This is a genomic window from Brevundimonas sp. (genome assembly GCF_035627055.1).
In the GTDB taxonomy this organism is placed as follows: domain Bacteria; phylum Pseudomonadota; class Alphaproteobacteria; order Caulobacterales; family Caulobacteraceae; genus Brevundimonas.
Window position 1 is genome coordinate 37,923 of record NZ_DASPMM010000028.1, and the last position, 21,370, is coordinate 59,292.

The following is a 21,370-nucleotide window of genomic DNA, read 5'->3' on the forward strand; positions in this document are numbered from 1 at the left end:
AACGCTCCGTCAACGGCCGGTCCCCACGGCCTCGCCGACTGTGGAAAAGCCGTCGGCCCTGAGCCGCGCCGCGAGGTCGCGCTTGATCCGGCCCACGAGTCCCGGACCCTCGAACACCAGGGCGCTGTAGACCTGCACCGCCGACGCTCCGGCGCGGATGCGGGCATAGGCCTCGGCTCCGGAATCGACGCCGCCCACGGCGATCAGAGGCAGACGCCCCGCTGAAACCTCGGACGCGGCCCGCAGGGCCGCCATGGCCCGGGCCCTGAGCGGCGCGCCTGACAGCCCGCCCGCCTCGTTCCGTTGCGGCGACCGCAGGCTGTCCGGCCGGTCCAGCGTGGTGTTCGAGACGATCAGGCCGTCGATGCGATGGTCGAGGGCCGCCTCGACGATCAGCCCGATCTCGGCCCCCGTCAGGTCGGGCGCGATCTTGAGGAATACCGGCGTCGGGTCGCCCGCCCGCGCCTCGGCGAGGCGGCCGAGCAGGTCGTCCAGCGCCGCGCGGCCCTGCAGGTCGCGCAGGCCGGGGGTGTTGGGCGACGACACATTGACGGTCACGTAGTCGGCCAGTCCCTTCAGCCGTTTCAGCCCGGCGACATAGTCGGCGGCCTTGTCCTCGGTGTCCTTGTTGGCCCCGAGGTTGGCCCCGATCACCGCTGCGGCGGGCCGGCGGGCGAGCCGGGCGGCGAAGGCCTCCAGCCCCGCGTTGTTGAACCCCATGCGGTTGATGACGGCCCGGTCCTCGCTGAGCCGGAACAGGCGCGGCCGCGGATTTCCGGGCTGCGGGCGCGGCGTCACCGAGCCGCATTCGACGAAGCCGAAGCCGAGCCGCGACAGGCCGCGCAGGGCCTCGCCGTTCTTGTCCAGCCCGGCGGCCAGCCCGAGCGGGTTCGGCAGGGACAGGCCGGCGACGCGGGTCGCCAGCAGCGGATCGTCGGCGCGGGCCGCGGGCAGGGGCAGAGCCCTCAGCGCCAGGATCGCGGCCCGGTGCGCCGTCTCCGGATCAAGGGTGCGCAACAGGGCGGCGCCGAGGTCGGTCAGGGCCATCCGACCGCTCCGTCGTCGAAGATCATCGCCCCGTCGTCCCGCACCGCCAGGCCGCGTTCCGCCTCGACCGCCGACAGGGGCAGGGGGCCGTACAGGTGGGGAAACAGGTCGCCGCCGCGCGACGCCTCCCATCTGAGCCCTTCCCCGAGTCGCGTCGTGTCCACCGTGACCAGCACCAGTCCGGACTGTCCGGCGTAGTGGCGGCGCGCGGTCTCGGCCAGCTGCCCGGCCGTCGACATGTGGATGTAGCCGTCGGCGTGGTCCACGGCCGAGCCCTCGAATACGCCCGACGCGCGCGCCCGCGCCCAGGCCTCCCGGTCCACAAGCTTGTAGACCGGATCGGTCATCCGGCGGCGACGTCGCGCGGCTGAAGATAGCCTTCCAGCATGCGGCGGCCGGCGGCGTCGACGCCGAAGATCGCGGCCGCCCCGGGCGGGAAGCCGCCGCTCATCCGGTCCAGCACGGACGGCGAGGCTGCGCCCTCGACCAGATAGTCCACCGCCAGCAGATGGATGCCGGGGTTGTGCGCAACCACCATCAGACAGCCCGCCTCGTCTTCCACGGCCTCGACGAGGCGGCGAAGCGTGTCCGCGCCCCCGTTGAACAGCGCCTCGTCGTCGCGAATCTGGACATCGCCGAAGGCGTCGTGAAGCAGGTCCCAGGTCTGGCGGGTGCGCAACGCTGGCGAGACCAGCGCCAGGTCGGGCCGCAGGCGCCGGGCGGCGAGCGCCTGGCCCATCGCCGCGGCATCCGTCCGGCCGCGGGCCGACAGGGCGCGGTCCCTGTCGCGGCCCGAGCCGGCGGCCCGTTCGGCCTCGGCGTGCCGCATCAGGATCAGTCTCTGCATGTCCGCCCTTTACGGCTTGCCGCCGCGCCTGCAAAGCGTCCGCCAGCGCAAAACCGGGGCGATCGTCAGTCGGGAAGGCGGTGGTCGCGAGACGCGGGCTGGGGTTGCAGGGCCGGCGCCAGAACGGGAGCCGTGGCGACCGCGCCGCCCGGGTGAACCCGGGCGTAGGCCTGCCGCGTGGCTTCCAGCAGAATCACGCCCGCGGCGCCCGGCATGATGCGGCGGCCCACCTGTTCGAAGCCGTCGGCGAACGGCAGCAGCAGGTTCCACGGCGGCACATACAGGGTCTGGGACCAGGCCGTCGGCTCCAGCCCGGCCTCGCGGACCAGCCGCTCGAGCTGGCGGCGGGTGAACGGCCGTCCGTAGCCGAACGGGGTGGTCTCGACCCGGGACCACAGCCCGCCCCGGGCCGCGGCGACCAGGATGATCCGCCCCGCCGGCGTCAGCGCCCGCACGGCCTCCAGCAGCAGGTCGGCGGCGTCCTCCGCCTCCTCCAGCGCGTGGACCAGCAGGATGCGGTCGAAGCTCCCCGCCGCGAACGGCAGGCGGCGGTCGTCGACCAGCACGGTGCGGTTGCGGCCGACCGACGGCCAAAGCTCGACGCCCTGTCCGCCCGGCATGGCGGCCACGACCCGGCGCGCCCCGACGAAGGCGTCCAGCCACGGCGTGGCGTAGCCCAGTCCCAGCACGTCGCAACCGGCCGCCTCGCCCCAGGCGTCGTCCAGACGCCGCGCCAGCAGGCGCCGCGCCAGCGCGCCCGCCGGTTCGCCGTAGAAGATCCGAAGCTCCTCGATGCTGCGCCGCATCCGCTCACCATAGGCCGTGGAAGAGGCCGCTGCTAGAATGCGGCATGACCCTCGACGTTCGCCTGTTCCCCTGCCTTTCCGACAACTACGGCTTCCTGGCGCGGGACGCCGCCAGCGGCCGGGTGGCCGCGGTCGACACGCCCGACGCCGACGCCATCCTCGCGGCGCTGGAGCAGTCGGGCTGGGGACGGCTGGACCTGATCCTGAACACCCACTGGCACCCGGACCATACCCAGGGCAATGCGGCGCTGAAGGCGGCGACGGGCTGCGAGATCATCGGACCGGAGGAGGTGCGCCGGGCCGCCCCGCTGGACCGGGTGGTGCGCGGCGGCGACATCGTCAGTCTCGGCGAAACGACGCTGGAGGTGACCGACACGCCCGGCCACACCCTCGGCCACATCGTCTATCGGGACGCCGCCGGCGATCAGGCCTTCGTCGGCGACACCCTGTTCGCCCTCGGCTGCGGCCGTCTGTTCGAGGGCACGCCGGAACAGATGTGGGACAGCCTGCGAAAGCTCTCCGCCTGGCCCGACCAGACCACCGTCTGGTGCGCCCACGAATATACGGCCGCCAACGCCCGTTTCGCCCTCAGTCTCGATGATCGGCCGGAGATGGCCGCCCGGGCCGCGGCCATCATGGCCGCGCGCGAGCGGGGCGAGCCGACGGTGCCGACCACGATCGGGGCGGAGAGGGCCTTCAATCCGTTCCTGCGCGCCGCCGACGCCGCCGACTTCGCGGCCCGCCGGGCGGCCAAGGACGGCTTCGCGGGCTAGCGCTAGCCGCGGGGCAGGATGGCGCGGATCACCCGGGCCGACGACGGCCGGCCGGCCATGCCCTCGTCCGGATCGACGGTGACGGTCAGAACGCCGCGCGAATAGGTGACGCCCGCGCGTGAGCCCTCCACGATCGATATGCGGCGAAGCTCGGCGACGTACTGCCGGGCGGTGGGCGAACGGGCGACCCGGATGACGGCCTCGGTGGTGACGACCAGGGCCTCGACGCACAGGGCTTCGGACTGGTCGCCGTCCAGATTGACCTGGACCAGGTGGCCGACGACCTGGCTGACCATGGCGCTGCGCTGGGCCATCAGGCGGAACAGCAGCATCGGGCCCAGCGTCGGCGGGGTCAGGCTCTGGCCCGCGCCGGTGAAGGAGGCGGGCGAGCCCCCCGGCGAGCGCGGCGTATAGACCGTCATGCCGCCGCTGGGCGTGACCCGCAGCACCTGGTCGCCGGCGTCGTTGCGGTAGATGACGTCGCCGCGCGGCGCGGCGGTGGGCCTCAGCACCCAGGTCTCGTCGCGACGGTCGAAGCGGAGCAGCGGATGCCGCCCGGAACGGTCGAGGATGAAGCCCTCGCCGGACTCGGCCACATACCGGCCCACGGGGGGCAGGGCGGGCGAGGAGGCGCGCCGGTCCCGCAGGCTCCGGCTCTGTTCGGCCTGGGCGTTGCCGCGGTTCTGGGCGGCCGCTTCGGAGTGCGCGAGAAGCGGCGACAGCACCGCCGCCGCGAGGGCGATCGCCATCGCGGTCAAAAGCGGCCGTCCCGCCGTCCTGACCCTCGCCGTCAACTCCATGGCGACTTTCGTGGAATCGCCGCGCGGCGGATTTTGGGCGGCGAAGCCCTAGCCGACGAGATACTGACCGCCGTTCAGCGACAGGGTGCAGCCTGTGACATATCCGGCACGTTCACCGGCCAGCCACGACACCATGTCGGCGATTTCTTCGCCTTTTCCGAGCCTTCCCACCGGGATCTGGGCGATGATCCCGGCCAGCACCTTCTCGTCCATGGCCCCGACCATCTCGGTGTCGATATAGCCGGGCGCGATACAATTCACCGTGACCCCCTTGCGGGCGTTCTCCAGCGCCAGCGCCTTGGTGAAGCCGATCATCCCCGCCTTGGCCGCCGAGTAGTTGGTCTGGCCGATCTGGCCCTTTTGCCCGTTGATCGAACTGATGTTGACGATCCGCCCGAAGCCGCGATCGCGCATGCCGTTGATCACCTGGCGCGTCATGTTGAAGACGCTGTCCATGTTGACCCGGATCACGTCCGACCACTGCTCGGCGCTCATCTTGTGGAAGAAGCCGTCGCGGGTGATGCCGGCGTTGTTGATAAGGATGTCGATCGGCCCCAGCTGCGCCTCGACCTCGGCCACCGCTCGCTGGCAGTCCTCGAACGAGCCGACGTTGCCCTTCACGACCATGACGCCGAGCGCCTTCGCCGTCGCCTCGGCCGCCTCGACATTGCCGGAATAGCCGGCGGCGACGGCCATGCCGTCCTCCTTCAGCCGCTGCACGATCGCCTTGCCGATGCCGCGGGTGCCGCCCGTGACCAGAGCCACTCGTGCCATGTCCGTTTCCCTGTCCTGCATGGCCCGCTCTGACGGAAGGCCTTCATGCACAGATGTAGCGGCGGGAGGGTCGAGGGTCGAGGGGCGAGGGTCGAAGCAAGGGGCGACCCGCTCCGGGCTGCACCTTTCTCCCTCGCCCCTCGATCCTAAAGCCGCGCCATGTCGATGACGAACCGGTACCGCACATCCGACCGCTCCATCCGCCCATAGGCCTCGTTGATCTGGTCCGGCGCGATCACCTCGATGTCGCAGGCGAGGCCGTGCTCGGCGCAGAAGTCCAGCATCTCCTGCGTCTCGCGGATGCCGCCGATCAGCGACCCGGCGATGCGCCGCCGCCGCCACAGCAGCGGCATGGCATAGACCGACAGGCCTTCGGTGGTCAGGCCCAGCATGACCATGGTCCCGTCCCGCGCCAGCAGGTTCACATGGCTGGCGATCTCGTGGGTGGCCGAGACGGTGTTGATGATCAGGTCGAATTTTTCCGCCGCGGCCTTCATCGCCGCCTTGTCCGAATTGATCAGGAAATGCCTCGCGCCCATCCGTTCGGCGTCGGCCTTCTTGCGGTCCGAGGTCGACAGCACCGTCACCTCGGCGCCCATCGCCGCCGCCAGCTTGACGGCCATATGGCCCAGGCCGCCCAGACCAATCACCGCCACCTTCGAGCCCGGCCCCACGCCCCACTGCTTCAGCGGGCTCCAGGTGGTGACGCCCGCGCACAGCAGCGGCGCGGCGGCGTCCAGCGGAAGGCTGTCGGGGATGCGCAGCACATAGTTCTGATCGACCGTGATCCGGTCGGAATAGCCGCCCTGGGTCATCGTCTGCCCGACCTCGGCGCCCTTCGGATCGGCCGAGCCGTAGGTCTGGGTCATGCCGGGCGCGCAATACTGCTCCTCGCCCTCGAGGCAGGCCGGGCAGGTCCGGCAGCTGTCGACCATGCAGCCGACCCCCACCCGGTCGCCGACCCTGAACCGGCTGACGTTGCCGCCCACCGCCGTCACCACGCCGGCGATCTCGTGCCCCGGCACGATCGGATAGCGGCTCCCGCCGAGGTCGTTCCTGGCCACGTGCAGATCCGAATGGCAGACGCCGCAGAATCTGATCTCGATGGCGACGTCGTCCGGGCCCGGATCGCGGCGCTCGAAGCGGTAGGGCGACAGCGGCGCGTCGGCGGCGGTGGCGGCGAAGGCGCGGGTGGCGATGGGCATGAGCAGGCCTCGGGCGTGGGTAAGGGGAGGGGGTGAGCATGGCTGAACCCGCAGGATCACCAGCCGTTGCGGCCGTCGACCCGACGCACGGGCACGGCCTCCAGGTCGAAGTCGTCGAAAAGGCGCGCGTTGAGCGTGATCCGCGCCGGCCGGGCCTCGCCCCCATCCGTCGTCCACGCGTCGGACTCGGCGAAGACCGCGCAGCCGCAGGTCACGCAGTGGTGGAAGGTCATCATCCGGTCGCCCCACTGGTAGCTGGCGAGCGTTTCCCGGCTCAGGCTGAACTCCACCTCCCCGGGCGCATAGTAGGCGGCCACCGTCCCTCGCTTGCTGCAGGTCGAGCAGTTGCAGTGGGTCACCTCTGCCGGCGGCGGAGCGGCGAACCGCTGCGCCCCGCAATGGCAACTGCCCTGAACCGGTGCGGTCATCGCCCCAGTTTGTCGATCAGCGCCATCGCCGCGGCCGGGTTCCGCACCTTGGCCCCGGCGATGAAGTAGGCGAACACGTCGCCGCGTCTCGCCCAGGTCCGCGCCCGATCCGCGATGGCGTCCAGTTCGGCCGAGGTCATGCCGGTCGGCTCGTCCTCGCGGCTCGACATCAGCCGCGCATAGGTGAAGTCGGCCGTCGGCTGATCGATGCGCGGCCACTCCGGCGCCTCCTCGTCCTCGCCATAGACGATGGCGACGCCGTATTTCGCCGCCAGATCAAAGAACTGCGGCGTGTCGAAACTGGCGTTGCGCACCTCCAGCGCATGCCGCAGCCGCACCCCGTCCTTCTCCTTCGGCAGCAGCTTCAGAAAGCCCTCGAAATCCTCCGGGTCGAACTTCTTGGTGGCCATGAACTGCCAGTTGATCGGCCCCAGCTTGTCGCCCAGCGCCGTCAGCCCCTGGTCGAGGAACCGCCCCATCGACTCGCCCATCTCCGACAGCACCTTGCGGTTGGTGCAGTAGCGGCTGGCCTTGACCGAAAAGACGAACCCCTGGGGCGTCTCGTCGCGCCATTTCATCCAGCTGTCCGGCTTGAAGGTCGAGTAATAGGTCCCGTTGATCTCGATGCTGGTCAGCGCCCGCGAGGCGAACTCCAGCTCCTTCTTCTGGCTCAGGTTCTCCGGATAGAAGACGCCCCGCCACGGCTCATAGGTCCAGCCGCCGACGCCGACTCGAATGGTTCCGGTCATGGAGCGCTCCGTCAGGGCTGGACGAACTGCAGGGTGTCGACCGAGTGGCGGGTGGCGGCGTCGAGCCCGCCGACGCCCTCCGTCGTGATCACGACCGAGCGGCGGCCGTCGCTGAGAACGCCCCAGTAGCATTCGCCGGCGGCGGCGTGGAAACCGTTCTCGTCACTGATCCCGCAGGTGATCACCGCCTGCATGCGCTCGAGTCCCTGGCTGCGGGACCGCGCGACCGCTTGCGGTTCGAAGCGGCCGTAGGTCGTGAACCAGCCGCCGTCCCGCGCCTCGAACCCCGCTTCGGATTGCGCCACCGCCTCCAGCGGCCCGTCAAAGCGCTGGAACATCATCAGCGGCCGGTCGGGCTGTCCTCCAAGCCGGCCATGGAGGGAGACGCAGCGCTCGAATCCCTCCGGGCAGGCGCGCACCTCGCGGTTGGCCAGATATTCGAACGTCAGCCCCAGCGCCGGATTGCGGTAGACCGACCACCCCGCCCGCGGAGAGGCCCGCACCACGCGAATGCGCGCACGGTAGGCCGCGGCGACGCAGGCGCTGTCCGGGCAGGCGTTGCGGGTGCGCAGCCAGGCCCGTTGCGACCGCATCAGCGCGGCCGGATCCGCGGCCATGTCGATGGTATCGCTCCACGCCTCGTTCATCTCGTAGTCCAGCGCGCCCAGCGCGTCGTCGGTGCAGATCATCACCTCCACCCGCTCGAACGCCGCCTCGCAGTCGAAGCTCTGGGCCCGGGCTGGCCCCGTGGCGGCGAGGCCGGCGAGACTCACCGCCAGCGGCAGCGCCAGGCGGAGCAGGATCGGCGTCAGGGTCATGAAGCGCATTGAGGTCTCCGGCGGCAGGCGATCGCCACCATCCGCCGGTGACGCTTGCCGATCAAGCCGCCCCGACCAGCATCCGGTAGGCCGCGGTCGCCTGCGCCCGCGCCGTCTCGTCGTCCAGCAGCCGGCGCGAATGGCCGTAGGCCAGGACGATGCCCTTGAACTGGAACACCAGCACCTCCAGCGTGGCGTCGTCGGCGTTCGGATTCAGCGTCCGGAACTCGCGCTTCAGCACCTTCGCCCAGCGCACCTGGCTGGCCTTCAGCGTGTCGCGCAGCGGACCCGGCTGGTCGTCCAGCTCCATGGCCGCCGCCTTCAGCGGACAGCCTCCGGGCCGGTCCTCGCCGTCGATCCAGTCCAACTCGCCCTGGAAGATGCGGTCCAGCCGCTCCCGCCCGGCGGGCAGGGGCTCGGCCGGGCGCCACACCGCCTCGGTGAAGCGCTCGATCATCGCATCGACCACCTCGGCCTGCAGCGCCTCCTTGGACTGGAAATGCTTCAGCACCGCGCTCTTCGACACCCCCGCCGCGCCGGCCACGTCCTGCAGGCTGACGGCGGCGAGGCCGCGCACGGTGACCTGCGTCATCGCCTCGTCGATCAGCCGGGCGTGGGTGGCGGCGCCTTTGGGCGGCATGGGGCTTCTCCGGAACAAAAGTGATCATGCGGTCACTTTTGTATTGACTCAAAGTGACCGAGTGGTCACTCATATGTGCACGGTCGGTCACTTTCGCACGAACCGCCCGCAATGAACAGCCCCAGATGAGCCAGGAGGCTCCCATGCTTCTCATGACCCTGATGACCGCGGCCCTCGCCGTCGCCCAGCCCGCGCCGATGCTCGACGCCGCCGCTGTCCTTGCGGCCCCGGGCGAGGCGCGTCGCGTCGTTCTTGACGGCCGTTCCTGGGCCTGTGGCCCCGACGGCGTCTGCGTCGCCCGCGGCTCCGGCGCGTCCCAGCCGGTGTTGCGCGAGTGCCGCCGCTTCGTCGCCCGCTTCGGCGCCGTCACCCGGTACGAGCGGGGCGGCGTGGCCCTGACCGGGGCCGAACTGGCCCGCTGCAACGCGGCCGCCGGCTGACGTCGGACGTCAGGTTCCGATCACGGCCTCGATGCCGGCCAGCAGGCTGGCCGCCGTGATCGGCTTGGCGAGGTGGCTGTCGGCTCCGGCGGCGAGGGAGTCGTCGCGGTGTTCGGCCATGGCGTTGGCGCTCAGCATGACCACCGGCGTGCGGGGTCGTTCCGGCGTCGCCGTTTCGTGGGCCCGGATGGCGCGTGTGGCGCTCAGCCCGTCCATGACCGGCATCTGCATGTCCATCAGGACAACGTCGAAGACCCCGGACTCGAAGGCCGCCACGGCCTGGGCTCCGTCGCCGGCGACCACCACCACCGCGCCCTGGCTGGCGAGGATCAGCTGGACGACGCGCTGGTTGGTCGGGTGGTCCTCGGCCAGCAGCACGCGCAGGGCCCGTCCCGCCTCCGGCGAGGCCAGCACCGCCTCCTCGGGTTTTCTGGCGTCATACTCGGCCAGGCTCACGGCCCGCCGCAGCGGCAGGACGAAGCGGAACCGGCTGCCCGCGCCCGGCGTGGAGCGGGCCTCGATATGCCCGTCCATCATCTCGACCAGCGACCGGCAGATGGACAGGCCCAGCCCGGTGCCTCCGAAGCGGCGGGTGATGGTGCTGTCGGCCTGGTTGAAGCGGTCGAACAGCCGCGCGGCGTGGGCCGAGCCGAAACCGACCCCGGTGTCCTCGACCGTGAGCGCAAGGTGATGCGCGTCGCCCCGGCCTTCCGGATCGTCCGACCAGACCTCGACAGAGACCGAGACCGACCCCTCGGCGGTGAATTTGACCGCGTTGGACAGCAGGTTGCCCAGCACCTGCCGGATGCGCGTGCTGTCGCCCAGGAAGACGCCCCGTGCTTCCGGCGAGCGCCGCACATGGAACGTCAGCCCCTTGTCTTCGGCCCGGGCCCGCATCACCGCCAGCGGCTCCAGCGCCTCCTCCAGATCGAACGGACGGCACTCGAGGTCCAGCTGCCCGGCCTCGATCTTGGAGACGTCGAGAATGTCCGACACCAGCCGCTCCAGGGTGACTCCGGAGCTGCGGATCAGACCGACCATTTCGGTCTGGTCGTCGGACAGCGGCGTCCGGGAAAGGGCGTCGACGATACCGATCACCCCGTTCAGCGGGGTGCGGATTTCATGGCTCATATTGGCCAGGAAGTCGGACTTGGCCTGGTTGGCCGCCTCCGCCGCGGCCTTGGCGTCGCGCAGCGCCTGTTCCGCCGCCATCCGGTCGGTGACGTCCCGGGCCACGCCGTAGATGCGGTCGCCGAATCGCTGCGCCCGCCATTCGAGCGTCCGGTAGTGCCCGTCCTTGTGGCGATAGCGATTGATCTGACCGACGACCGGGTCGTCGGCCTGGCGGTTCTCCACCTCCAGCACCCCGTTCTGCGTCGCCGGCAGGTCCTCGGGATGCACCAGGCGCAGCAGGATGGTCCCCTGCAGCTCCTCGGGGGAATAGCCCAGAGCCGGCTGCCACGACTGGCTGACGCGGACGATCCGGCCATCCAGATCGCGGATGACCAGCAGGTCTAGCGAAACATCGAAGAAGCGGGCGAGTTCGGCGTCATCGCCGTCGACCTGCGCGCCGCCGGCGTCGTCGAACAGGGCGGCCGGCGCGCTGCAACTCATGCTGGTGACCGCCTCCCGCCCCTGAGAGCTCAGCCATACCCCGTTCCGGTTAAGACCGCATTGCGTTTCAGTAGGCGAAGTCCCGATATATTCGGGCCACGTCGCCATCCCAGTCGCCGTGATACAACTCCAGCAGCCGGTCGGCCGGGGTGATCCCGCTGTCGGCGATGTCCTCCAGCTCCGACAGATAGCCGCGCTCGTCGACCATGCCGCCCGAGAAACGGGCCCGGTTCTTCAGCCCGTGCCTGGCGATGTCGATCAGGTCGACCGCCACGTCGCGCACCGATCGTCCCGCCACCTCGGCCTTCAGACCCAGACGGGTGACGTCCCGGCGCAACCGCTCGTGGTCCGCAATGTCCCAGTCCTTGACCAGGTCCCAGGCCGCCGCCAGCGACGGCGCGTCGTACAGAATGCCGGCCCACAGCGCGGGCAGGGCGCAGATGCGGCTCCACGGACCGCCGTCGGCCCCGCGCATCTCCAGATACGACTTCAGCCGCACCTCGGGAAACAGCGTGGTCAGGTGGTCGGCCCAGTCCTTGGCGTTGGCCCGCTCGCCGGGCAGGGCGTCCAGCCGGCCCTCCATGAAGGCGCGGAACGACTGGCCCGACAGGTCGACATACCGCCCGTCGCGCTTGGCGAAATACATCGGCACGTCCAGCGCATAGTCGGCATAGGCCTCGAAGCCGAAGCCGTCGCGAAACACGAAATCCAGCATGCCGGTTCGGTCCGGATCGGTGTCGGTCCAGACATTGGCGCGGGCCGAGAGGAAGCCGTTCGGCCGCCCTTCCGTGAACGGCGAACAGGCGAACAGGGCGGTGGCGATGGGCTGCAGCGCCAGCGAGGTGCGGAACTTGGCCACCATGTCCGCCTCGCCGTCGAAGTCGAGGTTGGCCTGGATGGTGCAGGTCCTCAGCATCATGTCGAGGCCCAGCGAGCCGCGCTTGGGCATATAGGCCCGCATGATGTCGTAGCGGCCCTTGGGCATGACCGGCACGTCCTCCCGCCGCCACAGCGGATCGAACCCGGCCCCGAGGAAGCCGAGGTTCAGCTGGTCGGCGACCTGCTTGACCTCCATCAGGTGCTGGCCGGTCTCGTTGCAGATCTCGTGCACGTCCAGCAGCGGCGCGCCCGACAGTTCGAACTGCCCGCCCGGCTCCAGCGAGATCGAGGCGGTGAAGCCCTCGGCGTTCTCCCGCTCGAGGGCGATGACGTGGTCGCCCTCGTACACCTGCCGCCAGCCGAACCGGGTCAGCCCCTCCAGCATCGCCTTGATGCCGTTCGGCCCGTCGTACTCCGGTCGGCGCAGGGTGGACCTGTCGAAGCCGAATTTCTCGTGCTCGGCGCCGATGCGCCATTCGGACTTGGGCTTGGACCCCTTCGACATGGCGCCGATCAGGTCTTCGCGGGTCAGCGGTTCGGCGTCAGCCATGCGGTGGTTCAATGCCCCTGTGTCGCCGCTAGATGGGCGGGCCGACGGCCCCGCTCAAGCCCCATTCTGCTCCGCTATCGATAAGCGCGCCTTGGGCCTATCGTTCCCAGTCGCCGACCGCGGCCTGCCACAGCGTCAGCGCCGCCGTCGCCGCGGTGTCCGCCCGCAACACCCGCGGCCCCAGCGACACCGCCGTGGTGAAGGGCAGGGCCCTCAGCCGTTCCCGTTCCTCCGGCGCGAACCCGCCTTCCGGCCCGATCAGGATGGCCCAGGGTCCTCCCCCCGCCTCGGCCAGCGCCGTCATCGCCGGTTCGCCGCCCGTCTCGTCGCAGAACATCAGCCGCCGCCCGGAGTCCGCGCCTGCGTCCCAGCCGTCCAGCAGCGCCTCCAGCTTCACCGGCAGGTCGATCGCCGGCACGTCCAGCCGCCCGGTCTGCTCGGCGCTTTCGACTGCGATGGCCTCCAGCCGGTCCATCCGCACCCGGTCGCCCTGCGTCCGCCGCGTCGTCACCAGCCCGATCCGCGCCGCCCCGAGCTCCGTGGCCTTCTCCACCGCGAACTCCAGCGCCGCCTTCTTCACCACCGCGATCAGCAGATGCACGTCCGGCCCGGCGTCCTGCGCCCGGACCTGCTCCTCCGCCTTCAGCACCACGCCCTTCTTGAGCACCTCAGCGATGGTGCAGCGCCACTCGCCATCCGCGCCGTTGAACACCAGCAGGGCATCCCCCGCCTTCAGCCGCATCACCTGCGTCAGATAGCGCGACTGGTCGAGCGTCGGCAGGACCGCCGCGCCGGCGGACAGGGGCTGGGGAACGTGCAGGCGGATCATGACCGCCTGTGTGGGCTCAGAGCGTCCGCGCGATCAAGAGCTTCATGATCTCGTTGGTGCCGCCGTAGATGCGCTGCACCCGCGCATCCTTGTACAGCTGGGCGATCGGATATTCGTTCATATAGCCGTAGCCGCCGTGCAGCTGCAGCATCTCGTCGATGACCTCGCCCTGGATGTCGGTGACCCAGTATTTGGCCATCGAGGCCGTTGCCGCGTCCAGCCTGCCCTGCAGATGCAGCCCCAGGCAGTGATCGACGAACACCTTGGCCACGGTCAGCTTGGTCTTCACCTCGGCCAGCTTGAACTGGGTGTTCTGGAAGTCGATCACCCGCTTGCCGAACGCCTTGCGCTCCTTGACGTAGGCCAGCGTCTCCTGCAGCCCGCGCTCCGCCGCCGCCACGCCCTGGATGGCGATGTTCAGCCGCTCCTGCGGCAGCTGCTGCATCAGCTGGATGAAGCCCTGGCCCTCGCCGCCGCCGATGATGTTCTCGCCGGGGACCTTCACGTCGTTGAAGAACAGCTCGGAGGTGTCGTTCCCCTCCATGCCGATCTTGTGCAGGTTCCGCCCCCGCTCGAAGCCCTCCGCCCCGTCGGTTTCGACCACGATCAGCGAGGTGCCCTTGGCCCCCTCGGACGGATCCGTCTTGGCCACGACGATGACGAAGTTCGCCAGCTGTCCGTTGGTGATGAAGGTCTTGGACCCGTTCACCACATACCCATTGCCCTGTTTGATGGCGGTAGTCTTGACCCCCTGTAGGTCGCTCCCGGCCCCCGGCTCGGTCATGGCGATGGCCCCGACCAGCTCGCCCGAGGCCAGCCGCGGCAGCCAGCGCGCCTTCTGCTCTTCCGTGCCGTAGTGCCAGATGTACGGGGCGACGATGGCGTTGTGCAGGCTGATGCCGAAATGGTCCGCGCCCTTCCAGCCCAGCTGGCGCATCAGCACCACCTCGTGCCGGTAATCGCCGCCGATCCCGCCGTACTCCTCCGGCATCGACAGCCCCAGCAGCCCCGCCTCGCCCGCTTGGGTCCACAGCTCGCGCGGCGCCGACGAATTGGCGATCCACGACTGCACCGCTTCCGGGGACGCATGCTCGTCGATCCATTTGCCGACGGAGTCGGAGAAGAGGATGATCTCCTCCTCCTGCATGAAGTCGGGCTCGGGGACGTTGAGGACGTTCATGGGCTCACTCGAATATCTCCCTCCCCGTCCCGGGGAGGGGGGCCGCGAAGCGGCCGGGTGGGGGCGGCTGGGCGAGACAGGCGCGGCGTCGCCGAGCCGTTCCCACCTGGTCGTCGCTGACGCGCCGACCACCCTCCCCGAACGGGGAGGGAGAACTCAGCGCAGTGTCAGAACGCCTCGGCCGGCAGCGCCATCAGCACCTCCGCGCCGGTCTTCAGCTTGGCCAGATGCGCCCCCGCGTCGGGCAGGATGCGCTCCACGAAATACCGGCCGGTTGCCAGCTTGTGGGCGTAGAAAGGATCGCTCGATCCCCCGTCCACCGCCTTCTGCGCCGCCAGCGCCATCTGGGCCCAGACGTAGGCCAGCGCCGTCAGGCCGAAGATGTTCAGGTAATCGGTCGAGGCCGCGCCCGCGTTGTCCGGGTTCTGCATGCCGTTCTGCATCAGCCACATGGTGGCCTCCTGCAGCTTCTTCTTGGCGTCGGTCAGGCCATCGATGAACGGCTTCACCGAGTCGTTGGCGCCGTGTTCGGCGGTGAAGGCGTCGATCTCGGCGAACCAGGTCATGATCGCCCGCCCGCCGTTGGCCGGCAGCTTGCGCCCGACCAGATCCAGCGCCTGGATGCCGTTGGCGCCCTCGTAGATCATGGTGATCCGCGCATCGCGCAGATACTGGCTGGCCGGGAAATGCTCGGTGTAGCCGCTGCCGCCGTGCACCTGCATGGCCAGCGAGGCGGCGTGGAAGCCCTTGTCAGTCAGATAGGCTTTCAGCACCGGCGTGATCAGGCCCATGTAGTCGCGGGCCTTGGTCGCCACCGCCTCGTCTTCCGACCGCTGCAGGTCGGCCTGCAGCGCGGTCCACAGGATGAAGGCCTGGCCGCCTTCGACGAAGGCCCTGGCCTCCATCAGCATGCGGCGCACGTCGGGGTGGACGATGATCGGATCGGCCGGGCCGTCCGGGTTCTTCGGCCCGGTCAGCGAGCGGCCCTGCAGCCGGTCCTTGGCGAACTCCGCCGCCGCCTGATAGGCCGCGGTGCCGATCGACAGACCCTGCAGGCCTGTGCCGAGCCGGGCCTCGTTCATCATGACGAACATCGCCGCCATGCCCTTGTTCTCCTGGCCCACCAGCCAGCCCCTGGCCCCGTCATAGGCCATGACGCAGGTGGCGTTGCCATGGATGCCCATCTTGTGCTCGAGCCCGGCGCAGCCGACGCCTTCGTTGCGCTCGCCCACGCCGCCGTCTTCGGTGACGAAGAATTTCGGCACGACGAACAGGCTGATGCCCTTGATCCCCGCCGGCGCCCCCTCGATCCGGGCCAGCACCAGATGGATGATGTTGTCGGTGAAGTCGTGCTCGCCCGAGCTGATCCAGATCTTCTGGCCGGTGATCGAATAGCTGCCGTCGCCGTTCGGAACCGCCTTGGTGCGGATCATGCCCAGATCGGTGCCGCACTGCGGCTCGGTCAGGTTCATCGTCCCGCCCCACTCGCCGGTGGCCAGCTTGGGCAGATAGGTCTTCTTCTGCTCGTCGGAGCCGTTGGCGTGCAGCGCCTCGTAGCAGCCGTGCGTCAGGCCCGGGTACATCGAAAAGGCGGCCGAGGCGGCGGCGGTCATCTGGCCGAAGGCCATGCCGACGATCGAAGGCATGCCCTGGCCGCCGTATTCCGGATCGGAGCTCAGGCCGGGCCAGCCCGCGGCGACCATCTGCTGATAGGCCTCCTTCCAGCCGGTCGGGCCGGTGACCTTGCCGTTCTCCCATTTGCAGCCTTCCAGATCGCCGACCCGGTTCAGCGGGGCGATGACCTCCTCGGCGAATTTGGCGCCTTCCTCGAGGATCTGGCCGACCAGTTCGGACGACACGTCGGCGAACCCGGGCTGGTTGGAATAGCGGTCGATCTCCAGCACCTCGTTCAGGACGAACGTCAGGTCGCGGACAGGCGCCTTGTAGGCCATGGAGTTACGCTCTCGCTTTGAAGGGCTGGACGGTGTGGTCCGGGTTGAGGCGCGACTTCAGCAGGTTCGCGTATTCCTCGGCCCCGGGCAGCAGGTCGGGCCGGTGCTCGGCCAGCTTGCGCTCCATCACGGCGCAGGCTTCCTCGGCGGTCTCGATGGCGGCGTCGAGGTCTTCGCGCTGCTGCTTCAGCGCGGCGATCTGGGCCCGGTGGCGGCGCAGGGCGACGGCCATCTGGTGGGCGTTGTGGTTGTCGTGGTCGTAGAGATCCAGCATCTCCTGGATCTCCTGCAGCGAGAAGCCGATGCGGCGTCCCCGCAGGATCAGCTTCAGCCGCGCCCGGTCGCGCGCGTCATAGACCCGCGTCTGACCCTTGCGGGCGGGCGTCAGCAGCCCCTTGTCCTCGTAGAACCTCAGCGCCCGCGCCGTCGCCCCGAACTCGCGGCACAGCTGGCGGATCGAATAGGTGCGATGATCGTCGGCGGTCGCCATGCCCGCCAGATAAGCCGATCTTTACGTGCACGTAAAGGGAAGGATTGGGCTTCGCGCTCAGGAAGTCACGGCGGGCCTCAGGACGCAGAGAATCCCGGTCCAGATCATCCAGACGGTGAGGATGAGGAAGCCGGCCACGCCGGAAAGCCCGAGAAGGCCCGGATCGAAGCCGATAACAGTGGCGAGCCCCTCGGCGAGGCCAAGCAGCAGGACGGCGCCGCCAATCAGGCCGAGGCCGCCGACCAGGCCGCCGAATCGTGGATGCCTGAGTTGTTCGAACCCGACGCCGATCAACCAGAAGGCCGTCAACGACTGGCCGATCGCCTCTCCGATCCCGACACCGGCGAACTGATGCAGGGTGGTGAAGGTCGTCTCGATCGACGCACGGACGGCCGGATCGGCGGCGGCCTCCCATTGGGCGGCGAGGCCGGGCACGGCATAGACCCATCGGCACAGTCCGATCGCCTGGGTGACCCCGGCGGCGACGCCGATCGAGGCGATGGCCGAGGACGCCCCGCCGCTGCGCCGGGTGACGGCGCTGACGGCGACCGCCATGGGCGCCAACAACAAGGCGGCGAGGGCGAAGGCGGCCCAGGTCAGGATGAGCGAGGGCCCGCCAGCGGCGAAGGCCTCGAGAACCAGCCCCGGCGGGCTGCGCAGGATCGCCGGGTAGTCGAACGTGGATGCAAGCCACGCATAGGGAAGATTGAACCCTATCGCGAACAGGATCAGCGCGATTCCGATGCGCCGCGTCGTGCTCGACCCGTTCGACTGATCCATGCCGCCCCCTCAAGAGGATAGCGTGGACCATAACGTTGATCGGCGAAACACTTCCTTTTCTCGGACAGCGCGAACGGGCCTCAATTGCGGCCGGCGCGTCAGCGCACTTCCCGCGCCCGATACCACAGCACCGGGGCCGTGATCCCGATCAGCACCAGGTTGGTCAGCGCCAGGCCGGCCTCGAGCCCGAGCGCGTGCAACGCCAGCATGATCGTCTCCAGCGCCAGCAGGCCGGCGGCGGCGGTGACCAGCAGCGGGCGGCCGTGCTTCCACGACACCAGCGGCGCCAGCACCAGCACGGCGAGGATGATCTCGGCGACGCCGAGGCCGCGCACCATGTTCTCGGGCGCCAGGGCCGGCCATTTCATCAGGTCGATCAGATTGGCCATCGGCTCGGTCAGCTTGGCGTAGCCGGCGGCGATGAAGAACATCGCCAGCCAGCCCTGCAGCGTCCAGAGCGTCAGGTTGCGGTAGCTCGCCGCGAGGCGCGAGCGGGCGGGGGAGAGAGTCTGAGAAGTCATTTTATGGGACGCCCGGGGAGAGGCGCTCTTTTGATTGGCAACAGTGGCGATGTCGGATCGCACAAGCCTGTCCGCAAGGGCGCGAAGCGAGACCGTAACCATCCGTGACCGCTTTCTGCGAGAGCCCCACGGCCAAAGCGTGGCCGTATTCATAAATCTCTGTAATGCGGCGCCGGTTTCAGGCGTCTTAAGAGGCGGCAGGAACAGGCAGCAGGCAGCAGGCGGCAGGCAGCAGGCAACAGGGACGGAATTGGCCCGGCAGGCATCCCACTGCCGACGCTGTGCGATGCAGGCAAGGTCCGGCATCCTGCTGCCTGCTGCCTGCTGCCTCCTGCCTAACCCCTCGCTTCCCCCGCCGCCCGCACCCGCGCCACCTTCGCCTCGAACGGCCCCCAGTCGTCGCTCGCATCGATGGCCGCCCAGATCGCCTCGACCTCGTCGATCAGCATTTCCTCCGGATCCGATGCGGCGAACATCGGGTGCTCCAGCCGCTCGGGCCGATCGGGCTCATGCTCGAACAGGGCGAAGCGGAAGGCGTCGAAGGCCTCGCCCTGGTACAGCTTGCCCCGCGGCCCGCCGAGCGCCCGCGCCGAGGAGGCGAAGCCGCCGAACCAGTCGAAGAACAGCGGCTCCCAGCGCAGCGCCTCGCCGCCCTCGCGCAGCAGGGCCAGCGTCGTGTCCAGCAGCCTCTGGTCCGCCGCCTCGCCGAGGGATTGCACCCCCAGCCGCGCCAGGAAGGCGGCGCGCAGCTCGCGGATATAGGCCGGGCCGAACCCGTTCAGCGCCTCGGTCAGCGGCTCCGCGTCCGCCACCGTCTTCAGCGCCCCGCCCAGCTGGGCCAGGGCCCAGAACACCGCCTCGGGCTGCCGCGCGAAGGCGTACAGGCCGAACTGGTCGAAATAGGCCGCCGTGAAGCCCGGCTCGTAATGCGGCAGGAATCGCCACGGCCCGTAGTCGAAGCTCTCGCCGGTGACGTTCAGATTGTCGGTGTTCAGCACCCCGTGCACGAAGCCGGCGGCGATCCACCGCGCCGCCAGCCGCGCCGAGGCCTCGACCACGGCGCGCAGGAATCCGGGCGTGTCCCCCGCCGCGACGGCCGGGTGGTAGAGCGCCCGGGCGTGCTCGACCAGGGCCTCGATCATGTCCGGTCGCCCGATATAGGCCGCCCGCTGGAAGGTGCCGAAGCGGATGTGGCTGTGCGACAGCCGCACCAGCACGGCCGAGCGGGTCGGCGACGGCTCGTCGCCCCGCTCCAGCGCCTCGCCCGTCTCGATCAGGCTGAAGGCCCGGCTGGTCGGGACGCCCAGCGCCTCCAGCATCTCCGCCGCCAGCACCTCGCGCACCCCGCCCTTCAGCGTCAGCCGCCCGTCCGCCCCGCGCGACCACGGCGTTTGGCCGGAACCCTTGGTGGCCAGGTCGAGCAACCGGCCGTCCGCCGCCCGCATCTGCGCCGCCAGGAACCCCCGCCCGTCGCCGAGGTCCGGGTTGTAGGTGCGGAACTGATGCCCGTGATAGCGCATCGCCACCGGCCCGGGCTGGCCGGGCAGGGGCTCGAAGCGGCCGAAATGGGCGATCCATTCCGCGTCGGTCAGGGCCTCCAGCCCGACCGTCGCCGCCGCCCGGTCGTTGCGGAAGCGCAGGATGGTCTGCGGGAACGCCGCCGCCCGCACGGCGTCGCCATAGTCCTCCCCCAGATCGAAGAAGCGCGGCTCGGGGCGGTAGGCGGGGGAGGGAGGCATGACCGCCAGATGCGGCCTGCGGCGCCGAAGGGCAACCGTCACGGGTTGAACGTCCGCGCCCCGACCGTATTGTAGAGCGCAGAGATCAGGCCGGGCCCCGCGCCCGGTCGGGCCGGCGCGGCGCGAACCCGGTCCGGCGCCCGTCGATAACCGGGCGCCACGACAGACCTTTCATCTCAGGAGGCCGCCGTGGCGCGCAGGATCACTCTCGATTTCCTCAGGACCGAGGCCGCCTCCGGCGCGGTGCTCGGCATCGCCGCCCTGGCGGCCCTGATCATCGCCAACTCTCCCCTCGCCGGCGCCTATTTCGGCTGGCTGAAGAGCGAGCACGTGGTTCAGGTCGGACCGCTGCTGCTCGAGCTGTCGATCTCCGAATGGATCAAGGAAGGCCTGATGGCGGTCTTCTTCCTCGTCGTCGGGCTGGAGATCAAATACGAGATCCTCAAGGGCGAACTCAGCGATCCGAAGAAGCTGGCGACCCCGGTTCTGGCGGCGCTCGGCGGCATGATCGCCCCGGCGCTGGTCTACCTGGCGATCTCGGGCCTGCTGGGCGGCCCCCACCAGGGCTGGCCCATCCCGCTGGCCACCGACATCGCCTTCGCCCTGGCCGTGTTTGCGGTGGCCGCCCGCGGCCTGCCGTCCTCGCTGCGGGTCTTCCTGCTGACCCTGGCCATCGTCGACGACCTCGGGGCCATCGCCCTCATCGCCGTGCTGTTCTCGAGCGGCGTCGCCTGGCTGCCGCTGGTCTGGATCGCGGCCCTGCTGCTCGCCGGCGGCGCCGCGGCCCGGTTCGGCAAGATCCCGGCTCCCTTCTGGGTGCTGGGCTTCGCGCTGGTCTGGTACCTGACCGTGCTCTCCGGCCTGTCGACGTCCCTGACCGCCGTGGCCTTCGCCGCCATCGTGCCCGTCGACAACCGCAGCGATCATCAGAGCCCGCTCAAGGAGGCGATGCACGATCTTCACCCCTGGGTCGCCTATCTGATCCTGCCGCTGTTCGCCTTCGCCAAGGCGGGGGTCGGCTTCGGCGGCCTGACGCTCGAACAGGCCTTCGCCCCTCTGGTCGTCGGCGTCGCCCTGGGCCTGTTCGTCGGCAAGCAGCTCGGCGTGTTCGGCGCGGCCTGGCTGGCCTCGGCCCTGAAGATCGGACGCCGCCCCACCGGCTCGACCTGGGCCGAGCTCTACGGCGTCTGCCTGCTGTGCGGCGTCGGCTTCACCATGAGCCTGTTCATCGGCGTGCTGGCCTTTCCCGGAGCCATCGACTCGCCGCAGCAGATCGAGGTCAAGCTGGGCGTGCTCGGCGGCTCGCTCATATCCGCGGTCGTCGGCGCCGCCTTCCTCGCGATTGCTGCCCGACGGCGCAATGATTTGGCCGACGAGGCCGCGGATACTGCCCAATAGTGGGCGAATATTGACCTAGCGTCATCCGTTTCTGTCGCTTTTGCGTCACAGTCAGGCTTTGGGCGCGGCCGAAATGAGGCCGGCCCGCCCCCCGATGCTTGTGGCGGAGTC

23 protein-coding genes are annotated in these 21,370 nt (G+C 69.8%); 3 read left to right on the forward strand and 20 right to left on the reverse strand.

Annotation, left to right across the window (positions count from 1 at the left end; genetic code table 11):
* Positions 1-9: 9 nt before the first annotated feature.
* The 4 genes from VEA98_RS15025 to VEA98_RS15040 form a co-directional block, all read right to left on the reverse strand.
* Positions 10-1,047 carry a quinone-dependent dihydroorotate dehydrogenase gene (locus VEA98_RS15025; RefSeq protein WP_324816188.1) on the reverse strand — a complete coding sequence of 346 codons (1,038 nt, stop codon included), beginning with the start codon at positions 1,045-1,047 and terminating at the stop codon, positions 10-12.
* Entirely contained in the window at positions 1,038-1,394 is a 357-nt protein-coding gene (locus VEA98_RS15030) for a DUF952 domain-containing protein (RefSeq protein WP_324816191.1), read from the reverse strand. Before VEA98_RS15030 ends, VEA98_RS15025 begins: the two co-directional genes overlap by 10 nt.
* Entirely contained in the window at positions 1,391-1,894 is a 504-nt protein-coding gene (locus VEA98_RS15035; RefSeq protein ID WP_324816194.1) for a SixA phosphatase family protein, read from the reverse strand. Before VEA98_RS15035 ends, VEA98_RS15030 begins: the two co-directional genes overlap by 4 nt.
* Positions 1,895-1,959: 65 nt before the next feature.
* On the reverse strand, positions 1,960-2,700 hold the full coding sequence (locus VEA98_RS15040; protein ID WP_324816197.1) for a class I SAM-dependent methyltransferase: 741 nt from the start codon (positions 2,698-2,700) through the stop codon (positions 1,960-1,962).
* Between the two features lie 44 nt (positions 2,701-2,744).
* Between VEA98_RS15040 and gloB the strand changes: the two genes are divergently transcribed.
* A complete protein-coding gene (gloB, locus tag VEA98_RS15045) occupies positions 2,745-3,473 on the forward strand; it encodes a hydroxyacylglutathione hydrolase (RefSeq protein ID WP_324816199.1) in 729 nt (242 codons plus the stop codon).
* 2 nt (positions 3,474-3,475) lie between these two features.
* Here the strand turns inward: gloB and VEA98_RS15050 are convergent, their stop codons facing one another.
* The 7 genes from VEA98_RS15050 to VEA98_RS15080 form a co-directional block, all read right to left on the reverse strand.
* Positions 3,476-4,222 carry a DUF4908 domain-containing protein gene (locus tag VEA98_RS15050; protein WP_324816201.1) on the reverse strand — a complete coding sequence of 249 codons (747 nt, stop codon included), beginning with the start codon at positions 4,220-4,222 and terminating at the stop codon, positions 3,476-3,478.
* 99 nt (positions 4,223-4,321) lie between these two features.
* Complete coding sequence (phbB, locus tag VEA98_RS15055) at positions 4,322-5,047, reverse strand: acetoacetyl-CoA reductase (protein ID WP_324816203.1); 726 nt, start codon at positions 5,045-5,047, stop codon at positions 4,322-4,324.
* Positions 5,048-5,193: 146 nt separating this feature from the next.
* Positions 5,194-6,252 carry an NAD(P)-dependent alcohol dehydrogenase gene (locus VEA98_RS15060; RefSeq protein WP_324816205.1) on the reverse strand — a complete coding sequence of 353 codons (1,059 nt, stop codon included), beginning with the start codon at positions 6,250-6,252 and terminating at the stop codon, positions 5,194-5,196.
* Between the two features lie 56 nt (positions 6,253-6,308).
* Entirely contained in the window at positions 6,309-6,680 is a 372-nt protein-coding gene (locus VEA98_RS15065) for a GFA family protein (RefSeq protein ID WP_324816207.1), read from the reverse strand.
* Positions 6,677-7,429, reverse strand: a complete 753-nt coding sequence (locus VEA98_RS15070; RefSeq protein ID WP_324816209.1) for a DUF72 domain-containing protein — start codon at positions 7,427-7,429, stop codon at positions 6,677-6,679. The genes VEA98_RS15065 and VEA98_RS15070 overlap by 4 nt, the downstream gene beginning before the upstream one ends.
* 11 nt (positions 7,430-7,440) lie before the next feature.
* Positions 7,441-8,256 (reverse strand): lysozyme inhibitor LprI family protein, encoded by an 816-nt coding sequence (locus tag VEA98_RS15075; RefSeq protein ID WP_324816211.1) that lies wholly within the window; start codon positions 8,254-8,256, stop codon positions 7,441-7,443.
* A gap of 52 nt (positions 8,257-8,308) precedes the next feature.
* Positions 8,309-8,887 (reverse strand): TetR/AcrR family transcriptional regulator, encoded by a 579-nt coding sequence (locus VEA98_RS15080; protein ID WP_324816213.1) that lies wholly within the window; start codon positions 8,885-8,887, stop codon positions 8,309-8,311.
* Positions 8,888-9,030: 143 nt separating this feature from the next.
* Between VEA98_RS15080 and VEA98_RS15085 the strand changes: the two genes are divergently transcribed.
* Positions 9,031-9,327, forward strand: a complete 297-nt coding sequence (locus tag VEA98_RS15085) for a CC_3452 family protein (protein WP_324816215.1) — start codon at positions 9,031-9,033, stop codon at positions 9,325-9,327.
* Between the two features lie 9 nt (positions 9,328-9,336).
* On the opposite strand, the gene VEA98_RS15090 is transcribed toward VEA98_RS15085, so the two are convergent.
* The 9 genes from VEA98_RS15090 to VEA98_RS15130 all read right to left on the reverse strand — a co-directional run bounded on the left by VEA98_RS15090 (position 9,337) and on the right by VEA98_RS15130 (position 19,861).
* Positions 9,337-10,941: a PAS domain-containing hybrid sensor histidine kinase/response regulator gene (locus VEA98_RS15090; RefSeq protein ID WP_324816218.1), complete on the reverse strand. Its 1,605-nt coding sequence runs from the start codon at positions 10,939-10,941 to the stop codon at positions 9,337-9,339.
* Between the two features lie 67 nt (positions 10,942-11,008).
* Positions 11,009-12,370 carry a glutamate--cysteine ligase gene (locus VEA98_RS15095; RefSeq protein ID WP_324816220.1) on the reverse strand — a complete coding sequence of 454 codons (1,362 nt, stop codon included), beginning with the start codon at positions 12,368-12,370 and terminating at the stop codon, positions 11,009-11,011.
* Positions 12,371-12,467: 97 nt separating this feature from the next.
* Positions 12,468-13,199, reverse strand: a complete 732-nt coding sequence (locus VEA98_RS15100; protein WP_324816223.1) for a 16S rRNA (uracil(1498)-N(3))-methyltransferase — start codon at positions 13,197-13,199, stop codon at positions 12,468-12,470.
* Between the two features lie 16 nt (positions 13,200-13,215).
* Positions 13,216-14,379: an acyl-CoA dehydrogenase family protein gene (locus VEA98_RS15105; protein ID WP_324816225.1), complete on the reverse strand. Its 1,164-nt coding sequence runs from the start codon at positions 14,377-14,379 to the stop codon at positions 13,216-13,218.
* A 167-nt stretch (positions 14,380-14,546) separates the two neighbouring features.
* Positions 14,547-16,331 (reverse strand): acyl-CoA dehydrogenase C-terminal domain-containing protein, encoded by a 1,785-nt coding sequence (locus tag VEA98_RS15110; protein WP_324816228.1) that lies wholly within the window; start codon positions 16,329-16,331, stop codon positions 14,547-14,549.
* A gap of 4 nt (positions 16,332-16,335) precedes the next feature.
* Entirely contained in the window at positions 16,336-16,821 is a 486-nt protein-coding gene (locus VEA98_RS15115; protein ID WP_324816230.1) for a MerR family DNA-binding transcriptional regulator, read from the reverse strand.
* Between the two features lie 57 nt (positions 16,822-16,878).
* Positions 16,879-17,601, reverse strand: a complete 723-nt coding sequence (locus tag VEA98_RS15120) for a DUF4386 family protein (protein WP_324816233.1) — start codon at positions 17,599-17,601, stop codon at positions 16,879-16,881.
* Positions 17,602-17,699: 98 nt separating this feature from the next.
* A complete protein-coding gene (locus VEA98_RS15125; RefSeq protein ID WP_324816236.1) occupies positions 17,700-18,122 on the reverse strand; it encodes a DoxX family protein in 423 nt (140 codons plus the stop codon).
* 335 nt (positions 18,123-18,457) lie between these two features.
* Positions 18,458-19,861 (reverse strand): protein adenylyltransferase SelO, encoded by a 1,404-nt coding sequence (locus VEA98_RS15130; RefSeq protein WP_324816240.1) that lies wholly within the window; start codon positions 19,859-19,861, stop codon positions 18,458-18,460.
* A 189-nt stretch (positions 19,862-20,050) separates the two neighbouring features.
* Between VEA98_RS15130 and nhaA the strand changes: the two genes are divergently transcribed.
* Positions 20,051-21,259: a Na+/H+ antiporter NhaA gene (gene nhaA / locus VEA98_RS15135; RefSeq protein ID WP_324816243.1), complete on the forward strand. Its 1,209-nt coding sequence runs from the start codon at positions 20,051-20,053 to the stop codon at positions 21,257-21,259.
* The last annotated feature ends 111 nt before the right edge of the window (positions 21,260-21,370 follow it).

Bases quoted from the DNA above. Each gene is read 5' to 3' on its own strand.
- VEA98_RS15025 (WP_324816188.1), bottom strand. From the start codon at position 1,047: ATGGCCCTGACCGACCTCGGCGCCGCCCTGTTGCGCACCCTTGATCCG.
- VEA98_RS15030 (WP_324816191.1), bottom strand. From the start codon at position 1,394: ATGACCGATCCGGTCTACAAGCTTGTGGACCGGGAGGCCTGGGCGCGG.
- VEA98_RS15035 (WP_324816194.1), bottom strand. From the start codon at position 1,894: ATGCAGAGACTGATCCTGATGCGGCACGCCGAGGCCGAACGGGCCGCC.
- VEA98_RS15040 (WP_324816197.1), bottom strand. From the start codon at position 2,700: ATGCGGCGCAGCATCGAGGAGCTTCGGATCTTCTACGGCGAACCGGCG.
- gloB (WP_324816199.1), top strand. From the start codon at position 2,745: ATGACCCTCGACGTTCGCCTGTTCCCCTGCCTTTCCGACAACTACGGC.
- VEA98_RS15050 (WP_324816201.1), bottom strand. From the start codon at position 4,222: ATGGCGATCGCCCTCGCGGCGGCGGTGCTGTCGCCGCTTCTCGCGCAC.
- phbB (WP_324816203.1), bottom strand. From the start codon at position 5,047: ATGGCACGAGTGGCTCTGGTCACGGGCGGCACCCGCGGCATCGGCAAG.
- VEA98_RS15060 (WP_324816205.1), bottom strand. From the start codon at position 6,252: ATGCCCATCGCCACCCGCGCCTTCGCCGCCACCGCCGCCGACGCGCCG.
- VEA98_RS15065 (WP_324816207.1), bottom strand. From the start codon at position 6,680: ATGACCGCACCGGTTCAGGGCAGTTGCCATTGCGGGGCGCAGCGGTTC.
- VEA98_RS15070 (WP_324816209.1), bottom strand. From the start codon at position 7,429: ATGACCGGAACCATTCGAGTCGGCGTCGGCGGCTGGACCTATGAGCCG.
- VEA98_RS15075 (WP_324816211.1), bottom strand. From the start codon at position 8,256: ATGCGCTTCATGACCCTGACGCCGATCCTGCTCCGCCTGGCGCTGCCG.
- VEA98_RS15080 (WP_324816213.1), bottom strand. From the start codon at position 8,887: ATGCCGCCCAAAGGCGCCGCCACCCACGCCCGGCTGATCGACGAGGCG.
- VEA98_RS15085 (WP_324816215.1), top strand. From the start codon at position 9,031: ATGCTTCTCATGACCCTGATGACCGCGGCCCTCGCCGTCGCCCAGCCC.
- VEA98_RS15090 (WP_324816218.1), bottom strand. From the start codon at position 10,941: ATGAGTTGCAGCGCGCCGGCCGCCCTGTTCGACGACGCCGGCGGCGCG.
- VEA98_RS15095 (WP_324816220.1), bottom strand. From the start codon at position 12,370: ATGGCTGACGCCGAACCGCTGACCCGCGAAGACCTGATCGGCGCCATG.
- VEA98_RS15100 (WP_324816223.1), bottom strand. From the start codon at position 13,199: ATGATCCGCCTGCACGTTCCCCAGCCCCTGTCCGCCGGCGCGGCGGTC.
- VEA98_RS15105 (WP_324816225.1), bottom strand. From the start codon at position 14,379: ATGAACGTCCTCAACGTCCCCGAGCCCGACTTCATGCAGGAGGAGGAG.
- VEA98_RS15110 (WP_324816228.1), bottom strand. From the start codon at position 16,331: ATGGCCTACAAGGCGCCTGTCCGCGACCTGACGTTCGTCCTGAACGAG.
- VEA98_RS15115 (WP_324816230.1), bottom strand. From the start codon at position 16,821: ATGGCGACCGCCGACGATCATCGCACCTATTCGATCCGCCAGCTGTGC.
- VEA98_RS15120 (WP_324816233.1), bottom strand. From the start codon at position 17,601: ATGGATCAGTCGAACGGGTCGAGCACGACGCGGCGCATCGGAATCGCG.
- VEA98_RS15125 (WP_324816236.1), bottom strand. From the start codon at position 18,122: ATGACTTCTCAGACTCTCTCCCCCGCCCGCTCGCGCCTCGCGGCGAGC.
- VEA98_RS15130 (WP_324816240.1), bottom strand. From the start codon at position 19,861: ATGCCTCCCTCCCCCGCCTACCGCCCCGAGCCGCGCTTCTTCGATCTG.